17 protein-coding genes are annotated in these 16458 nt (G+C 59.1%); 5 read left to right on the top strand and 12 right to left on the bottom strand.

The features are described from left to right. Positions 1-85: 85 nt before the first annotated feature. The 4 genes from EAH74_RS28855 to EAH74_RS28835 all read left to right on the top strand — a co-directional run bounded on the left by EAH74_RS28855 (position 86) and on the right by EAH74_RS28835 (position 5368). Positions 86-1858: an N-acetylglutaminylglutamine amidotransferase gene (locus EAH74_RS28855; protein ID WP_140683329.1), complete on the top strand. Its 1773-nt coding sequence runs from the start codon at positions 86-88 to the stop codon at positions 1856-1858. Positions 1859-1861: 3 nt separating this feature from the next. After that, positions 1862-3607 carry an N-acetylglutaminylglutamine synthetase gene (ngg, locus tag EAH74_RS28850; RefSeq protein ID WP_140683326.1) on the top strand — a complete coding sequence of 582 codons (1746 nt, stop codon included), beginning with the start codon at positions 1862-1864 and terminating at the stop codon, positions 3605-3607. Between the two features lie 165 nt (positions 3608-3772). Beyond that, on the top strand, positions 3773-4963 hold the full coding sequence (locus tag EAH74_RS28840) for an osmoprotectant NAGGN system M42 family peptidase (RefSeq protein ID WP_140683320.1): 1191 nt from the start codon (positions 3773-3775) through the stop codon (positions 4961-4963). 177 nt (positions 4964-5140) lie between these two features. Continuing rightward, positions 5141-5368 carry a YheU family protein gene (locus tag EAH74_RS28835; RefSeq protein WP_025212539.1) on the top strand — a complete coding sequence of 76 codons (228 nt, stop codon included), beginning with the start codon at positions 5141-5143 and terminating at the stop codon, positions 5366-5368. A 4-nt stretch (positions 5369-5372) separates the two neighbouring features. Here the strand turns inward: EAH74_RS28835 and csrA are convergent, their stop codons facing one another. The 3 genes from csrA to EAH74_RS28820 form a co-directional block, all read right to left on the bottom strand. Next, complete coding sequence (gene csrA, locus EAH74_RS28830) at positions 5373-5558, bottom strand: carbon storage regulator CsrA (protein ID WP_123369003.1); 186 nt, start codon at positions 5556-5558, stop codon at positions 5373-5375. Between the two features lie 153 nt (positions 5559-5711). After that, positions 5712-6044, bottom strand: coding sequence for a YnfA family protein (locus EAH74_RS28825; RefSeq protein WP_140683317.1), 333 nt, complete (start codon positions 6042-6044; stop codon positions 5712-5714). 65 nt (positions 6045-6109) lie between these two features. Further along, complete coding sequence (locus EAH74_RS28820; RefSeq protein WP_140683314.1) at positions 6110-6925, bottom strand: SDR family oxidoreductase; 816 nt, start codon at positions 6923-6925, stop codon at positions 6110-6112. Between the two features lie 278 nt (positions 6926-7203). Here EAH74_RS28820 and EAH74_RS28815 point away from each other — a divergent pair, with 278 nt between their 5' ends. Next, positions 7204-7362 carry a DUF3309 family protein gene (locus tag EAH74_RS28815; protein ID WP_172901242.1) on the top strand — a complete coding sequence of 53 codons (159 nt, stop codon included), beginning with the start codon at positions 7204-7206 and terminating at the stop codon, positions 7360-7362. Between the two features lie 61 nt (positions 7363-7423). Here the strand turns inward: EAH74_RS28815 and EAH74_RS28810 are convergent, their stop codons facing one another. The 9 genes from EAH74_RS28810 to EAH74_RS28770 form a co-directional block, all read right to left on the bottom strand. After that, on the bottom strand, positions 7424-9517 hold the full coding sequence (locus EAH74_RS28810; protein ID WP_140683312.1) for an LTA synthase family protein: 2094 nt from the start codon (positions 9515-9517) through the stop codon (positions 7424-7426). 994 nt (positions 9518-10511) lie between these two features. Beyond that, complete coding sequence (locus tag EAH74_RS28805) at positions 10512-11117, bottom strand: START domain-containing protein (RefSeq protein ID WP_140683309.1); 606 nt, start codon at positions 11115-11117, stop codon at positions 10512-10514. A 41-nt stretch (positions 11118-11158) separates the two neighbouring features. After that, positions 11159-11413 (bottom strand): YkgJ family cysteine cluster protein, encoded by a 255-nt coding sequence (locus tag EAH74_RS28800; RefSeq protein ID WP_140683305.1) that lies wholly within the window; start codon positions 11411-11413, stop codon positions 11159-11161. Positions 11414-11578: 165 nt separating this feature from the next. Next, the gene (locus EAH74_RS28795) at positions 11579-12052 is read right to left on the bottom strand and encodes a translation initiation factor 2 (RefSeq protein ID WP_140683302.1); all 474 of its coding nucleotides are present in this window, start codon (positions 12050-12052) and stop codon (positions 11579-11581) included. A gap of 89 nt (positions 12053-12141) precedes the next feature. Beyond that, positions 12142-13581: a PLP-dependent aminotransferase family protein gene (locus EAH74_RS28790; protein ID WP_123364828.1), complete on the bottom strand. Its 1440-nt coding sequence runs from the start codon at positions 13579-13581 to the stop codon at positions 12142-12144. A 319-nt stretch (positions 13582-13900) separates the two neighbouring features. Beyond that, a complete protein-coding gene (locus EAH74_RS28785; RefSeq protein ID WP_140683299.1) occupies positions 13901-14713 on the bottom strand; it encodes an OmpA family protein in 813 nt (270 codons plus the stop codon). Beyond that, the gene (locus tag EAH74_RS28780) at positions 14710-15066 is read right to left on the bottom strand and encodes a DUF4398 domain-containing protein (protein WP_008147008.1); all 357 of its coding nucleotides are present in this window, start codon (positions 15064-15066) and stop codon (positions 14710-14712) included. The genes EAH74_RS28785 and EAH74_RS28780 overlap by 4 nt, the downstream gene beginning before the upstream one ends. A 9-nt stretch (positions 15067-15075) precedes the next feature. Then, complete coding sequence (locus EAH74_RS28775; protein WP_140683296.1) at positions 15076-15912, bottom strand: substrate-binding periplasmic protein; 837 nt, start codon at positions 15910-15912, stop codon at positions 15076-15078. A gap of 208 nt (positions 15913-16120) precedes the next feature. Further along, on the bottom strand, positions 16121-16458 hold a 338-nt coding region (locus tag EAH74_RS28770), incomplete at its 5' end, for an FAD-binding protein (RefSeq protein WP_205012930.1).

The following is a 16458-nucleotide window of genomic DNA, read 5'->3' as shown; positions in this document are numbered from 1 at the left end:
TTCAGCCGGGTCAGTTTCTGAGTACCCGCCGTTTTTGGCGCGGTATCGATTGACCCTCCCCAACGGAAAAACCGGTAAGGAATTTATGTGCGGATTAGCTGGCGAGTTACGTTTTGATCATCAACCTGCAGACCTTGCAGCCATTGAGCGAATCACCCATCACCTGGCCCCTCGCGGCCCTGACGCGTGGGGCTTTCATGCCCAAGGGCCGATTGCCCTGGGCCACCGTCGCCTGAAAATCATGGACCTGTCGGACGGCTCGGCGCAGCCGATGGTCGACAACCAATTGGGCTTGTCTCTGGCCTTCAACGGCGCGATCTACAACTTCCCGGAACTGCGCACTGAGCTTGAAAGCCTCGGTTATGCCTTCTATTCCGGTGGTGACACCGAAGTGCTGCTCAAGGGCTATCACGCCTGGGGCGAAGCCTTGCTGCCCAAGCTCAATGGCATGTTCGCCTTCGCCATTTGGGAGCGCGATGCCCAACGTCTGTTCATCGCCCGCGACCGTCTCGGCGTGAAGCCGCTGTACCTGTCGCGCACCGGACAGCGCCTGCGCTTTGCCTCGACGCTGCCGGCGCTGCTCAAGGGCGGCGACATCAACCCGATCCTCGATCCGGTGGCGCTCAATCATTATCTGAATTTCCACGCCGTGGTCCCGGCCCCGCGCACCTTGCTGGCCGGCATCGAAAAACTGCCACCGGCGACCTGGATGCGCATCGAAGCGGACGGCACCACTGAGCAGAAAACCTGGTGGACCCTGCCCTACGGCCCACACGCCGACGAGATGAATCTGACACTGGAAGACTGGCGTGACCGTGTACTCGACAGCACCCGTGACGCGGTGGCGATCCGTCAACGTGCGGCAGTCGACGTCGGTGTGCTGCTTTCGGGCGGTGTCGATTCGAGCCTGCTGGTTGGTCTGTTGCGTGAAGTCGGTGTTGAAAACCTGTCGACCTTCTCCATCGGTTTTCAGGATGCCGGCGGCGAGCGTGGCGACGAATTCCAGTATTCGGACCTGATCGCCAAGCACTACGGCACACAGCATCACCAACTGCGCATTGACGAAAAAGAGATCATCGAGCAATTGCCCGCAGCGTTCCGCGCCATGAGCGAACCGATGGTCAGTCATGACTGCATCGCGTTCTATCTGCTGTCCCGTGAAGTGGCCAAGCATTGCAAGGTGGTGCAAAGCGGCCAGGGTGCAGACGAGTTGTTCGCCGGTTATCACTGGTATCCACAAGTCGACGGTGCCGAAGATCCGTACGCCGCCTATCGCGATGCGTTTTTCGACCGCAGCTACGACGACTACGCCGCCACCGTGCAGCCGAAATGGCTGACAGCGAATGACGCCGCTGGTGACTTCGTGAAGGAACATTTCGCACAGCCCGGCGCCGATGCAGCGGTGGACAAAGCCCTGCGTCTGGACAGCACGATCATGCTGGTGGACGACCCGGTCAAACGCGTCGACAACATGACCATGGCCTGGGGCCTGGAAGCGCGCACGCCGTTTCTCGACTACCGCCTGGTGGAACTGTCGGCCCGCGTGCCGGGCAAATTCAAACTGCCGGATGGCGGCAAGCAAGTCTTGAAAGAAGCTGCGCGGCTGGTGATTCCGAGTGAAGTGATCGATCGCAAGAAAGGCTACTTCCCGGTGCCGGGCCTGAAGCATTTGCAGGGCGATACGCTGAACTGGGTGCGCGAACTGTTGCTCGATCCGAGTCAGGATCGCGGCCTGTTCAAACCGGAGATGCTCGACCGCCTGCTGACCGATCCACAAGGTCAATTGACCCCGTTGCGCGGTTCCAAGCTGTGGCAATTGGCGGCCCTGAACCTGTGGCTCAGCGAACAAGGAATCTGATCGATGAAACCCCACGCCACGGCCTACAGCCAACGCTTGTTGCGCGGTCAGGCGCCCTCTTACGAACGTTTGCAGGCACGCCTGGCCGAAGACGGCAGTGAGTTGGGCGCTGCACCGATCGCCGTGCATTGCGGTTGGGGCCGGTTGCTGATCGGCCATACCTTCCCGGATGCGGCGAGCCTGGCCCAAGAGCTGCTCAACGAGCACACCGGTGAACGCGACATCGCCCTGTATGTGGCTGCCCCCCAGCAAGTACTGGGGCTGGAGCCGGCCCAGTTGTTTCTCGACCCGTCCGACACCTTGCGCCTGTGGTTCAGTGATTACCGCCAGTCGACTCGGGTGTTTCGCGGCTTTCGCATCCGCCGGGCCCAGAGCGACGCGGACTGGCAGGCGATCAATCAGCTGTATCAGTTGCGCGGCATGCTGCCGATCGACGCAAGTCTGCTGACTCCCCGTCATCAGGGTGGACCGGTCTATTGGCTGGCCGAAGATGAGGACAGCGGCGCGATCATCGGCAGCGTCATGGGCCTCAATCACCACAAGGCGTTCAACGATCCGGAAAATGGCAGCAGCCTGTGGTGCCTGGCGGTCGATCCGCAATGTTCGCGACCGGGTGTCGGTGAAGTGCTGGTGCGGCATTTGATCGAGCACTTCATGAGCCGTGGGTTGAGTTACCTGGACCTGTCCGTGCTGCACGACAACCGGCAGGCGAAAAGTCTTTACGCCAAGCTGGGATTTCGCAACCTGTCGACCTTCGCGATCAAGCGCAAGAACTGCATCAATCAGCCGTTGTTTCTGGGCCCGGGTCCCGAAGCCGAGTTCAATCCTTATGCACGGATCATCGTCGAGGAAGCTCACCGTCGCGGCATCGAAGTGCAAGTCGATGATTCCGATGCCGGTCTGTTCACCTTGATCCATGGCGGTCGCCGCGTACGTTGCCGTGAATCCCTCAGCGATCTGACAAGCGCCATCAGCATGACGTTGTGCCAGGACAAAAGCCTGACGCACAAAGTGCTCAAAGCCGCCGGTTTGAACCTGCCGTCGCAGCAACTGGCCGGCAACGCCGACGACAATCTGGCGTTTCTCGACGAGCACGAACGGGTCGTGGTCAAGCCACTGGATGGCGAACAGGGCCAGGGCGTCGCGGTGGATTTACGGAGTATCGAAGAGGTCCAGCAAGCCATCGAATCCGCCCGCCAGTTCGACAGTCGAGTGCTGCTGGAGAGTTTCCACGAAGGCCTCGATTTGCGGATTCTGGTGATCGGTTTTGAGGTGGTCGCCGCGGCGATTCGTCGTCCGGCAGAAGTAGTCGGTGATGGTCAACATTCCATCGGTGCGCTGATCGAAGCGCAGAGCCGGCGTCGTCAGGCGGCTACCAGCGGTGAAAGCAAAATCCCGCTGGACCACGAGACCGAGCGCACCTTGCACGCGGCGGGTTATGACTACAGCAGCATTCTGCCGGCCGGGGAGCATTTGTTCGTACGGCGTACGGCGAATCTTCATACCGGCGGCATTCTTGAGGATGTCACGGCGATCCTGCATCCGACGTTGGTGGATGCGGCGGTACGCGCGGCGCGGGCGCTGGACATTCCGATGGTCGGGCTCGACCTGATGGTGCCTGCTGCCGATCAGCCGGAGTATGTGTTTATCGAAGCCAATGAGCGCGCAGGCCTGGCCAACCATGAACCGCAGCCGACGGCCGAGCGGTTTGTGGATTTGTTGTTTCCGCATAGTCAGCCGGCGGCCTGACATTGATGTGTTGCCTGTCTGGGCCCCATCGCGAGCAAGCTCGCTCCCACAGGGGAATGCGGTCAAATGTGGGAGTGAGCTTGCTCGCGATGGGGCCCTGACAGACAACAACAATTCTTTCCCCTCATCGGAACCATCGATGGCCTCAACTCATCAGGAGTTTCCATGACCAGCAAAATTCCGGAACCGGATCTGAACTACCTGCAAAAAGTCCTGCTGGAAATGCTCGCCATTCCCAGCCCGACCGGGTTCACCGACACCATCGTGCGTTACGTCGCCGAACGGCTTGAAGAGCTGGGCATTCCCTTTGAGATGACCCGCCGCGGCACTATCCGCGCCACCCTCAAGGGCAAGAAGAACAGTCCCGACCGCGCAGTCTCCGCTCACCTCGACACCATCGGCGCGGCGGTTCGCGCGATCAAGGACAACGGTCGTCTGACCTTGGCGCCTGTCGGCTGCTGGTCCAGCCGTTTTGCCGAGGGCAGCCGGGTCAGCCTGTTTACCGACAACGGCGTGATCCGTGGCAGCGTGCTGCCGCTGATGGCTTCCGGGCATGCGTTCAATACCGCCGTGGATGAAATGCCGATCAGTTGGGATCACATCGAGCTGCGCCTGGACGCCTATTGCGCTACACGTGCCGATTGCGACTCGCTGGGCATCAGCGTCGGTGATTTTGTCGCCTTCGACCCTTTACCGGAGTTCACCGAAAGCGGCCACATCAGCGCCCGTCATCTCGATGACAAGGCCGGCGTTGCCGCATTGCTGGCGGCGCTGAAAGCGATCGTCGACAGCGGCCAAGAGCTGATGATCGACTGTCATCCGCTGTTCACCATTACCGAGGAAACCGGCAGTGGCGCGGCGGCGGCGTTACCGTGGGACGTCAGCGAATTCGTCGGCATCGACATTGCCCCGGTCGCGCCAGGCCAACACTCCAGCGAACACGCGGTGAGCGTGGCAATGCAGGATTCTGGCGGACCCTACGACTATCACCTGTCGCGGCATCTGCTGCGCCTGGCCAGTGACAACGAATTGCCAGTGCGCCGTGACCTGTTCCGCTACTACTTCAGCGACGCCCATTCGGCGGTCACTGCCGGGCATGACATTCGCACCGCCCTGCTCGCCTTCGGCTGCGACGCCACTCACGGCTACGAACGCACCCACATCGACAGCCTCGCCGCCCTCAGCCGCCTGCTCGGCGCCTACATTCTGAGTCCGCCGGTGTTTGCCAGTGATGCACAACCGGCCAAGGGGTCGCTGGACCGGTTCAGCCATCAGATCGAACATGAGACGCAGATGGAAAGTGATACGCGGGTGCCGTCGGTGGATAGCCTGGTGGGGCAGCGGTCGGAGAGCTAAAGCGAACGCAAAACCGTAGGAGCTGCCGCAGGCTGCGATCTTTTGATTTTCTGGCGTCAGTTGCATCGCTGAAGATCAAAAGATCAAAAGATCAAAAGATCGCAGCCTGCGGCAGCTCCTACTGGTCCTGTGCGTTCAACCGCCGTAGCATCGCGCCATTGTTTAGCCGAGGTGCCTATGCTGATCCCCCACGACCAACTTGAAGTCGACACCCTCACCCGCCTGATCGAGGATTTCGTGACCCGTGACGGTACGGACAACGGCGATGACACGCCGCTGGAAACCCGTGTTCTGCGTGTTCGCCAGGCATTGACCAAGGGCCAGGCGCTGATTGTCTTCGACCCGGACAGCGAGCAATGCCAGTTGATGCTCAAGCATGATGTGCCCAAGCACCTGTTCGACTGAGACCTCAGCGTCTTTTGTTTTTCGCCAGTTTGAGCTGGATGCGGTCGTAGACCTCGGCCCGGTGCACGTTGACGTTCTGCGGCGCTTCGACACCGAAGCGCACACTGCCTCCGTTGACGGCAAGAATGCGCACGGAAATGTTGTCACCGATGGAAATCAACTCGCCCACAACGCGACTGAGTACAAGCATGGCATTCGTCCTTCAGGGTTATCGAACCCTGAAGATGCCCTGCACTCAACGGGCCTACAATGCGACAGCAGCAAATCAGTCCCGCCCTACAGCGCACTCCGAACAGCTCCTATGGAAACGTCCTACAAACCCACTGAATGAAGGACCGATCCTTCAGGAAGCGGAGAAGCGCGGGCCGAAAAGGATGACGCTCGCCCCGATCACACACAGCGCCACGCCGAGCCAGTCCGAGCCCAGCGGACGAACCCGCTCGACCACCGCCAGCCAGCCGATCGACGCGATGATGTAGATGCCACCGTAAGCGGCATAGGCGCGACCGGCGTAGGTCGCTTCGATGCGGGTCAGCAGCAGCGCAAACAAGGTCAGACTGAGCAGAGCCGGCACGACCCACCAGGCGTTTTTGCCCTGGCGCAGCCACATCCAGAAGGCGAAACAGCCGGCAATTTCGAACAACGCGGCGAGAAAAAACCACAGGTAATTGAGCATGCAAACGTCTCGTAAGGATGGCCGATGGCGGCCACCCTAACGACGGTGTTGTGTTGGGGGCAAGCTCAACCTGCGGTTTGCTTGGCCTTGGCGCGCATTTTGTCGGCCATGACGGTCATTTCGTCGTAGAGCAGTTGCGGGTTCTTCTGCTTGAGCGCCCAGGCCATGCGGCCCTGTTCGTGAGGCAGAATCATGAATTCGCCGGCAGCGACGTGCTGGTAAATGTAGTCAGCAATGTCGGCCGCAGTGATCGGCGAGCTTTCCAGCAACTTGCCGACCTGAGCTTTCATGGCCGGCGTAGGGCCACGGAAGGAGTCCAGCAGGTTGGTCTGGAAGAACGATGGGCACACTACATGCACACCAATTTCCTCCTGCGCCAGCTCGATCAACAGACTTTCGGACAACGCCACCACCCCAGCCTTGGCCACGTTGTAGTTGCTCATGGCCGGGCCTTGCATCAGGGCTGCCATTGACGCGATGTTGATGATCTTGCCTTTGCTTTTTTCCAGCAGCGGCAGGAAGGCCTTGCAGCCCTTGACCACGCCCATCAGGTTGATCGCGATCTGCCAGTCCCAGTCTTCCAGGGACAGTTCACTGAAGAACCCGCCCGAGGCAACGCCGGCGTTGTTGACGATGACATCGATGCCACCGAGTTTCTCTTCACAGGCTTGGGCGAAGGCGGTCAGCTGGCTGTAATCGCGCACGTCGCAACGCTGAATAAAACCGTCGCCACCGGCTTCGCGAACCAGCTTCAGGGTTTCTTGCAGACCGGGTTCGCTGACATCCGACAAGGCCAGCTGCCAGCCTTCACGCGCCCAGCGCAGCGCGATTTCGCGACCTAAGCCTGAGCCCGCGCCAGTGATCATCATGCGATTTTGCATAGCAAACAGCCTTGTTGTTCCGGGGAAGATGCGTCGAGTGTAGCGAAGGACAATGCCCGACCCACGCTCCATCAGATTGCTGAATGGCCCGAGCAAACCGTGGGAGCGTCTGAACCAACTAGAGTAATAAAAAACGGAATAAGCCTTTCTTCGAAAAACATTAAAAAAACTTGGAATTTTCTTTCATGCTCGACAGTCGGATTTTGTAAGCAGCCTGGTTTTTAGCATCCCGGCTGACACTTAAACGCCAGGTAATCCAGAACACTTCCAACAAGGAAATAGACATGGGCACAATTCTTATCGTAATCCTGATCCTCTTGCTGATTGGTGGCTTACCAGTGTTCCCGCACTCCAGAAGTTGGGGTTATGGCCCGTCGGGTATCATCGGCGTGGTGTTGGTGGTGCTGTTGATCCTGCTGTTGCTCGGCAAGATATAAAGGTTTAACAGGCAAAAAAAAGAGGCCCTTTTCAAGGGCCTCTTTTTTATTGCATCAAGACTTAGTCCGGCTTGCCGTCAACCACACCGGCGGTGTTGTCGATCAGGCTCTTGGTCGCCGTTTGCAGGAACGCTTCGAGCTTGAGCTTCAGCTCAGCGGTACGCGGTGCATTTGGAACGATCTCGGCGTGAGGTGTCGCGCCCAGTTCGTACTGGTACATCTTCGGCGCCATTTCCTTTTCTTTCGGCAGCACCAGAATCTGATCAGCCGTGATGATGGCGGTGGTCTGCTCGCTACCCGATGGCTTGATCACGCCAAAACCGGTGTCGCCTTCAGGCAGGTTGAGCAAATCACGACCCCAGCACTGATGACGCACTTCGCCACCAATGCGGCCCATGATGGTCGGCACGATGTCGATCTGCGTGCCCACGGTATGGTCAAGCTGGCCGAATTTTTCCTGGATGCCCGGCGCGATCATCAACATCGGCACGTTGAAGCGGCCCAGGTCCATTTCGGTGATCTGACGCTCGTTGCCAAAGCCATGGTCGCCGACGATGACAAACAGGGTCTCCTTGAAATACGGCTCCTTGCGGGCCTTTTCAAAGAACTGGCCCAGCGCCCAGTCCGCATAACGCATGGCGGTCAAATGCTCGTTCAGGCTACCGCGATCGGTCACGCGTTCAACCGGCAATGGGGTCGGCAAGGCGTATGGCGTGTGGTTGGACAGGGTTTGCAGCAACGCATAGAACGGCTTGCCGTTTTCCCGCGCCTTGAGCTCGACCAGACCACGGTCGAACATGTCCTGGTCGGACACGCCCCAGGTCGGATCAGAGAACACCGGGTTCACGAAGTCATTACGACCAATGAAGTTGGTCATGCCCTGGTTGCTGAAGAAACCCGACTGGTTGTCCCAGGCGAAGTCGCCGTTGTAGACGTACACGTCGTCATATTTACGGGCACTGAGCAATTGCGGCAGGCCGGACAACTTGTGGCTGCCTTCCGGCGTCTGCATCAGGTATTCGAAACCTGGCAGGTTCGGGAAGCAGGCCATGGTGGCGAACATACCCTGGTGGGTATGGGTGCCGTTGGAGAAGAAGCGGTCAAACAGCAAGCCTTCCTTCGACAATTTATCGAGGTACGGCGTGATGTTGCCCGGTGCACCCAAGGCGCCCACCGAGTGACCGGCCATGCTTTCCATCAGGATCACGACGACGTTCTTGATCGGCAGGGTCTTGTCGGCCGGCGGCGTGTAATCGCGACGCACGGCGGCGATCTCCGCATCCACCAGTTTGTCGTCCGGCATCACCAGCATGTCACGCACGATTTTCTGCGCTTCAGGCTGTGGCAACGTGGCCTTCCAGACGTTGTCGCGATCTTCGGATATCCGGCTCTTGGCCGCGGCGACCAGCGACAAGGTGCCGTTGAGGCCCAACTGGTTGGCGAAGTTCGAGTTGGTGGTGTAGACGTCACCCCAACGCAGTGGCGGGCCCTGACGCAGGGTGCCACGAGCGGCCACCACGCAAACCATCAGGCAGACGACGAACACCGTGATGCGTGCATACCATGGGGCGATCTGGCGCGTGCCAATGCTGCCGCCACTGAATGGACCCCGAGGACGGGTGGCGCGGTCGGCGCCCTTGAACGCCAGGGTCAGGATCAACGTGCCCACGGCCCAGGCCAGCAGGTAGCGAACCACCGGGAAACCGTACCAGAGCATGCTCATCACGGTCTTCGGGTCTTCCTTTACATATTGGAAGACCAGGCCGTTGAGGCGCTGGTGGAACTCGCGGTAGAAGTCCATCTCCATCAGACCGAGGAACAGGGCGATGCTCGAGGCAATGGTCAGCCAGAACCGGAAGAATCCGCGTGCGGCCATCGCCCGGGCGCTGAACAGCGCCAGCAGCAATGGAATGCTGAGGTAGACCACCAGGCGCAGGTCGAAACGCAGACCGTTGGCGAACGCTTCGAGAAAGGTCGAGGCCGGGGTGTCGAGGATCATCTCGCGGTTGTAAACCAGCAGCGCAACGCGCAGCAGGCTGAACATGACCATCATGACCAGGGCACACAGCAGCGTGTAGGCCAGATGCGATTTGACGGTCGGTTGCAGCAGGCGACTAGAAGCTCGCTGCTGACTCAGGGCGTCCGGGTTTGCCATGTCGTTTTAGGACCCATTGGAAGTTGAAGTTTCAAAAATACAGCTGCGCCTTGCCCTCTGTTGGCCAGTTCTCGGTCCCGGGGCTTGCGCGGTGCGCAAATGTTGCACGATCAACCGCGGCATTGCCATTGATTACTGTCCGGTTGTTTGGCGCGGGCGAATTGTCTTGGAGGCTTTGTGAAAATTTCGTGCAACGCATATTCGGAAACAAATTAAAGTCCCCCTGCCCTAATGCAGTTAGTTCGGGGGCATATCCGTTTCTGCGGTAACGGCCGCTTAGGGTTCCGCCCTTACGGCGGGTCACTTGGAAAAGCCCCAAGTAACCAAGGGCTCTTGCCCCTGACGTTCGGTGCCTCGCCTAGGCTCCGCATGCCCTCGCTCCGGTCCTGCTCCGTGGGCCCGCCGCCATCGGCCATCCATGGCCGGGGGCGGCTAACCCGGCATCCATGCCGGGTTGCCCACTGCGCAGAACCTCCACTCGGCCTCTCGAGGGGGCGAGTACCGCAAAAGCACACGAGGCGGCCTACCGGCCGACCTGCCTCTTCAAGCGTACGCATTCCCCTGTGGGAGCGAGCCTGCTCGCGAAAGACGTGAACGATAACGCGTGCTGTCTGAATGAACGCGGTGTCCGGACGTTTTTCGCGAGCAGGCTCGCTCCCACAGGTACAACGCCGGGCTTTGGCTTTTGATCTTGATCTGCCTGCCCCTTTCCCAGAGGCCGAACGCAGGTATTGCGCAGGGGGCACCGCGGCAGGGATGCCGCGGTAGCCGCCCCCGGAGCAATGCCGGAGTGAGGGCATGCCGAGCCTGGGCGAGGCACCGAATGGCGGGGCAAAAACCTTTGGTTACTTGGGGCTTTTCCAAGTGACTCGCTGTAAAAGCGAAACCGCCAGTCGCCATTACCGAAAAAACGGATATGCCCCCCTATCAAATAAACCGCCCTACCCAATAGAAAACGCCCCAAACAAGTCAGGGCGTTTTATCAAAAGAGCAATTATTTCTCAGCGCGTTCTTTCAGGGCTTTCAAGGTATTGAACGGCGCATCCACCACAAACTTGTTGGCCACCATCGACGGTATGCTACCGCCCGGCTCGGTGTGCACCTGATAAGTCACTTCGATCTGATCGCCCTTGGGCACGAACTTCCAGAAACCATCAACCTTGGTAACCCGCACAAAGCCTTTTTCTTCAGGAATGTACTTTGGCACACCTTCGAGTTTGCGGGTCAGGCTGCCGTCAGCCCCCTCGATGGTGGTGACATGCAACACGGAGTCACGCGCGGTAACCGGCCAAGGAGTATTGAACTGGGTGTAGGTCCAGTTTTGATCGCCTTCGTGCTTGAGCAATTTCTGGGTTTTGCAGTCGTGAATCCAGGCGCAAGCGCCTGGCACGTCTTCCTGCAACGCGCGCAGTTTGGCCATGGTGGTCTTCATCAGGGTGACGCCCTGGTAGGCCTTGTAATCGGAGCCAGGCACTTCACTCAGGGAAACCTTGATGCCGTCTTCGTTCTTGGCGACTTTCCAGTCTTCGGCCTGAGCGGCCGTGGTGGCCAGCAAAACCGTCAAACCACACAGCACAGCCATACGTTGCAGCGAACCCATAGTCTTATTCCTTATTGTTGAAGTTCCGTTCGTTGAACACATCACGCCGCCGTCATTTGCTCCCACCAACCCAGCAATTTGATCGCTTCATCGCTGCTGCTTCCGCAGACTTCGACGTCGGCTTCGAATGCCGAGCAAACGGCTGGTCGATCGGGATTGCCGAAAATACTGCACAGGTTTTCGACAGAGAGTTGTACGCAACGTTCTCCGGCGGGTTTGCCATTGGGCATGCCGGGAATCGGTGAACTGATGGAAGGGGCAATGCAACAGGCGCCACAGCCTTCACGGCATTTCATGACGACGAGCTCCTCGCGACGGGCGATGTATTAAAGGACGGGGCACAGAGTAACCGCTAAAACACTTGTTTAAAATTACCTGGACCCGGCTTTTTACGCTTAAACGAGCGTGACTGACCAGTCTCCGACAAAGCGTCTGGCCAGCGGGTCACAGACAGGAAGGAATTATCGTTTGAACTCGAATTCCAGGGCGGCGCCTTCGACTTCGCGGCGCTCGTCGTTGCGCAGTTGCAACTTCATTTCGTTGCTGATCAGCCTTCCGTTGAGCTGAAATGGAGAGCTGCCGGCCTTGTCACCAAACATTTGTGGCAATACCGCATCGTGTCGGGGCAACGGTACCGTACCGATCGGTTTCAGTTCCTCGACCATGCCTTGGGGCAGGCTCAAATCCAGGTCGGCCGAAGGGAGCTTGGTTTTCACGACCTCACTGGCGGGTTTGGACTTGGAGGCAATCGGCGGTCGCTTTTTCACCGGGGCCGCTTTCTTTTTGACCTGCGTGGCTTTTTTAGCGGGAGCCGGCTTTTTCGACGTGGCGCTGGCTGTCGGTTTTTCCTGAACGGAAGCCGCCATGACGGTTTCCGCCTGGAAGGTCATCAGCAGGCAGAGCGATAGCCAAACGGCGGGGAAAATCGATTTCATGGACCCAACAGCGCAAACGGCAGGAGGCCATATGCTCGCCTGTTGCACGCAACAAGACAAGCACGGACAGGAACAACCTGCCCGCCCCGTCAAAAGCCGTTGGCCATCTCCTGACAGAGCTGGGTGGCGAGCATGCCCAGGGTCATCAATGCACGTTCGGCTTCACGGTTCCAGGGTGTACCGCAGTTCAACCGAATGCAGTGATTGAACTGCTCGGTGTTACTGAAAATCAGCCCCGGCGCGATACTGATGCCCTGCTGCAACGCACGAACGTGCAGCTCCTGCGTGTTGACCCGCCCCGGCAGGCTGACCCACAGAATGAAGCCGCCGGTCGGCCGGGTCATCTGCGTGCCTTCCGGGAAGTACTGCTGCACCGCCAGCTGGAAAGCGCTGAGGTTCTTGCGGTACTCCTGACGGATGTAGCGTAAATGCCGGTCATAACCACCGTTCTCCAGGTACGCCGCAATGCCCATCTGCGTGACGCTGCAGGCCGAATGGGTGCTGAAGGTCTGCAAACGCTGGATTTCCTGCTGGTACTTGCCGGCAATCATCCAGCCGATCCGCACGCCCGGCGACAGGGTTTTGGAGAAGCTTGAGCAATAGATCACCCGATCCAGCCGATCGTAGGCTTTAAGTGATTTGGTGCGCCCCTGCTCGAACATCAGTTCGCCGTAGATATCGTCTTCGACAATCTGGATATCGAAATCCGAAGCCAGGCGCAGCAGTTGCTTCTGCCGCTCTTCGGGCATGGTGCCGCCCAATGGATTGCTCAGACGGGTGGTCAGCACCAACGCCTTGATCGACCACTGGTTGGCCGCCAGCTGCAAAGCTTCGAGGCTCATACCGGTGGCCGGATCGCTCGGAATCTCGATGACCTTCAGGCCCAGCAGGTCAGCCAGTTGCAGTAAACCGTAGTAGGTCGGCGACTCGGCGGCGATCAGGTCGCCTGGGCGGGTCAGCACTCGCAGGGACATCTGCAAGGCATCAACGCAGCCGTGGGTAATCACCACTTCCGACGGATCGACCACCACGCCGGCATCGCGCATGCGGATCGCCACTTGTCGGCGCAACGGTTCGAAACCCGGGCTGAACATATAGCTGAACGCCCGCGGGCTATGGAAACGGGTGACTTTGGCCAGTTGCTGATGCAGCGCCCGCACCGGAAGATAATCAACGCTCGGTACCGCCGCGCCCAAGGGAAACACACCCTCGCGGCGGGATTCGACCAGAACTTGTTGGATGATGCTGCTGCGAGTGACCAGACCTGGACGCTCAACCCGGGCGATGTCCGGTGTCGGCGCGGTCAGGGCCGGGGTCTGGTGCACGTAGTAACCGGACTGCGGCCGGGCGCGGATCAGCCCCTGATCCTCGAGGTTGGCGTAAGCCTGCAACACCGTCGCATGGCTGACGTTGAGCTGCGAGCTCATCTTGCGCACCGAAGGCACGCGCTCCCCCGGTTGATAGACGCCACGGCGGATGTCTTCGGCCAGTTGTTGAGCAATACGTTGGTAGAGCAAGAGATTGGTCATGACGCAGCACTCGATTTCACGGGCATTTTATTCTTGTGTGAAACAATACCGGAACAGTTTAGAAGTGTACTGGGACAGTTGCCACAATAGTCGACCGTACAGTGCAGTGTCAGCAAAAACTGTACTGTTTTGTGAGTTGATTAGCAGGCGTAAAAAAACCCGGCGCTGACGGGCAGGCCGGGTTGTAGGAGCTGCGTAGGAGCTGTCGAGTGAAACGAGGCTGCGATCTTTCCACGTCCACTTGAGTTTCAAGCGAAAGATCAAAAGATCGCAGCCTCGTTTCACTCGACAGCTCCTACGGGACTTCTGGCGTTAGCTCCTACCGGGCAGCGCCGAGCTGGCCCTTTTCGTCAGAGAACACAATTTCTACCCGGCGGTTCTGTGCACGTCCCCGCTCGGAGGCGTTCACGTCGACCGGATATTCATCACCGTAGCCTTCGACCTGAATACGTTTATCGTCGATACCCAAATCCATCAGCACGTCCGCCACCGATTGCGCACGGTCACGGGACAGCTTGAGGTTTTCCTGTTTGCCGCCGGTACTGTCGGCGTAGCCTTCGATGCGCACCACGCGCTTGGGGTTGAGCTGCAGGAACTGCACGATCTTCAACACCACGCGGTTCGCCGAGTTTTTCAACTCTGCTTCGCCCGTATCGAACAGCACGTCGCCCAAGGTCATCACCAGGCCGCGGTCGGTCTGGGTGGTCGCCAACGCGACAATCTGTTCTTCGAGCCACTTGCCCTGCTGCTGCACGCTGAGCAGTTTGGATTCGCGCAGGGCCAGCTGCAGGCGCTGACGCTCCAGTTCGAGCTTCGCCGCACGTTCTTCGTTGAGCAGCTGATTGGTGTGTTCGCGCGCGATTTCGCTATAGCGCTCACTCAGGTAAGCGTAATGCAGCACGTCCGGTCCACTGCCCCAGTAACTGGACAGACGATCGGCACGGGCCAGCGACTCACCGGCGCGAATCACGTCCTTGGGCGCGATTCGCAGCACATTGGAATCTTCCTTGACCTTCTGGAAGTCAGTACTGGCCTGTTGCAACGCGGCCTCGCTGTGCTGACCGGCACAACCATAGAGGCTGGCGCAGCCTGTCAGGATCAAACCGCCAAGGGCTTTGGTCTTGAGGCTCATTGGGCATCTCCCAGTTGCTTGCGCAGGCGAGTGATGCGGGTATTGAGCACGTTCAACTGCTCCTCGCTCTTGAGGGTCAGAACCCGGGCTTCGGCCAGACGCGCGTCCAGCTCGGCCTGCTCGGCCCGCATGCGCGCGTTCTTGAAGGATTGGTCGTTCATGCTGCCCTTGGCGCGGTTGAACTTGTCTTCGGCCAGTTTCATTTCCGGCACATCGGCGGCGGTGGCACCTACTGCCTTAGCCTGTTCGAGTGCCTGTTCGGTCAGGCGCATTTGTTCATTCGGCGCCGGATCGGCTGCACAACCCGCCAGAGCCAGAACGGCCAGGGCAGCGAAAAGAGGTCGAATACTCACTAAAAATCCCTACTGTTTTGGGGTACTGACAGGTTGTTGCTGCGGTTGTGACAGTTGCGCCTTCCAGCGCTCGATATTGCGTTGCAGCACGGCTTCCGTCAGTCCGGACGCGGGCAATTCTGTCATCTTTTTGGCCAGCTGTCCGCGCAACCACGGATCGTTGCAGGCGGAGTTGTGGGAAACCGCGAGGAACAGGCCGGGTTTGTCGATCGGTTGGGGACGGGCAGTCAGGTCGTTGGACAGGTTAAGTGCCTGTGCAGCCGCCACGCCCGAGTAACGACCGGCCAGGACAAATTCCACCTCGCCCAGCAGCAATTTCTGAAAGGCCTGGGTCAGGTTAGGCGTGCGGATGAGGGTCAATTGCTGCTCGGCGAACGTGCCAAATTCAGGGGTTATACGAGACTTTTCCGACAACGCGCCGGGATGCCCGTGAAGGTCCTGCGCTTCGTTGTAGACCACCGCCGAGTCTTTACGGGTCCAGACCAGGTAATCGTTTTCCAGCAACGGAGGATGAATGTAATCCAGAGTGTCCAGCTCACTGACCGTCAATGACGCATCTGCCAGCATGTCCATTCGTCCACTGCGCACTTCGTCCAGGGCCTGGGAGCGTTTGCCGGCGTAAAGCAGTTCGACCTTGATCCCCAGCTCTCCCGCCACTTGCTGCAACAGGTCAGCACTGGCGCCGATCAGGTGCTTGGGGTGTTGCGGGTCTTGCCACAGGTACGGCGGCGCGTCCGGGCTGCCGGTCACCACCAGGCGCTCGCACTTGCCCGCGGCGATGGACAGCGCCGGTAATACCGTCAGCCCCAGCAGCAATGACCAGCCGTAAACGCGGCGCAGATCCATGGCATCACTCTCCACTCAAACCCGGTTATACCCTGTAGGAGCTGTCGAGTGAAACGAGGCTGCGATCTTTTCGAGTTCACTTGAGTATCAAGAGCAAGATCAAAAGATCGCAGCCTCGTTTCACTCGACAGCTCCTACACAGCTCCTACAGAAGAACAAAAAAAAGCCCGACCAAAAGGTCGGGCTCTTTATAAGTCAGGCCGCTGGATTAGACCAGCTTCTCGAACTCAGGGATGGCTTCGAACAAGTCCGCCACCAGGCCGTAATCGGCCACCTGGAAGATCGGCGCTTCTTCGTCCTTGTTGATCGCAACGATCACTTTGGAGTCTTTCATGCCGGCCAGGTGCTGGATCGCGCCGGAGATACCGACGGCGATGTACAGCTGTGGAGCAACGATCTTGCCGGTCTGACCGACCTGCATGTCGTTGGGTACAAAACCGGCGTCGACCGCGGCGCGGGAAGCACCGACAGCAGCGCCCAGCTTGTCAGCCAGGGCGTACAGGTGTTTGAAGTTGTCGCCGTTCTGCATGCCACGGCCGCCGGAAA

It is taken from the genome of Pseudomonas mandelii, assembly GCF_006438925.1.
GTDB lineage: Bacteria > Pseudomonadota > Gammaproteobacteria > Pseudomonadales > Pseudomonadaceae > Aquipseudomonas > Aquipseudomonas mandelii_C.
Note: the sequence above shows the minus strand (reverse complement) of the source record. Positions and strands in the feature narration are given on the sequence as shown.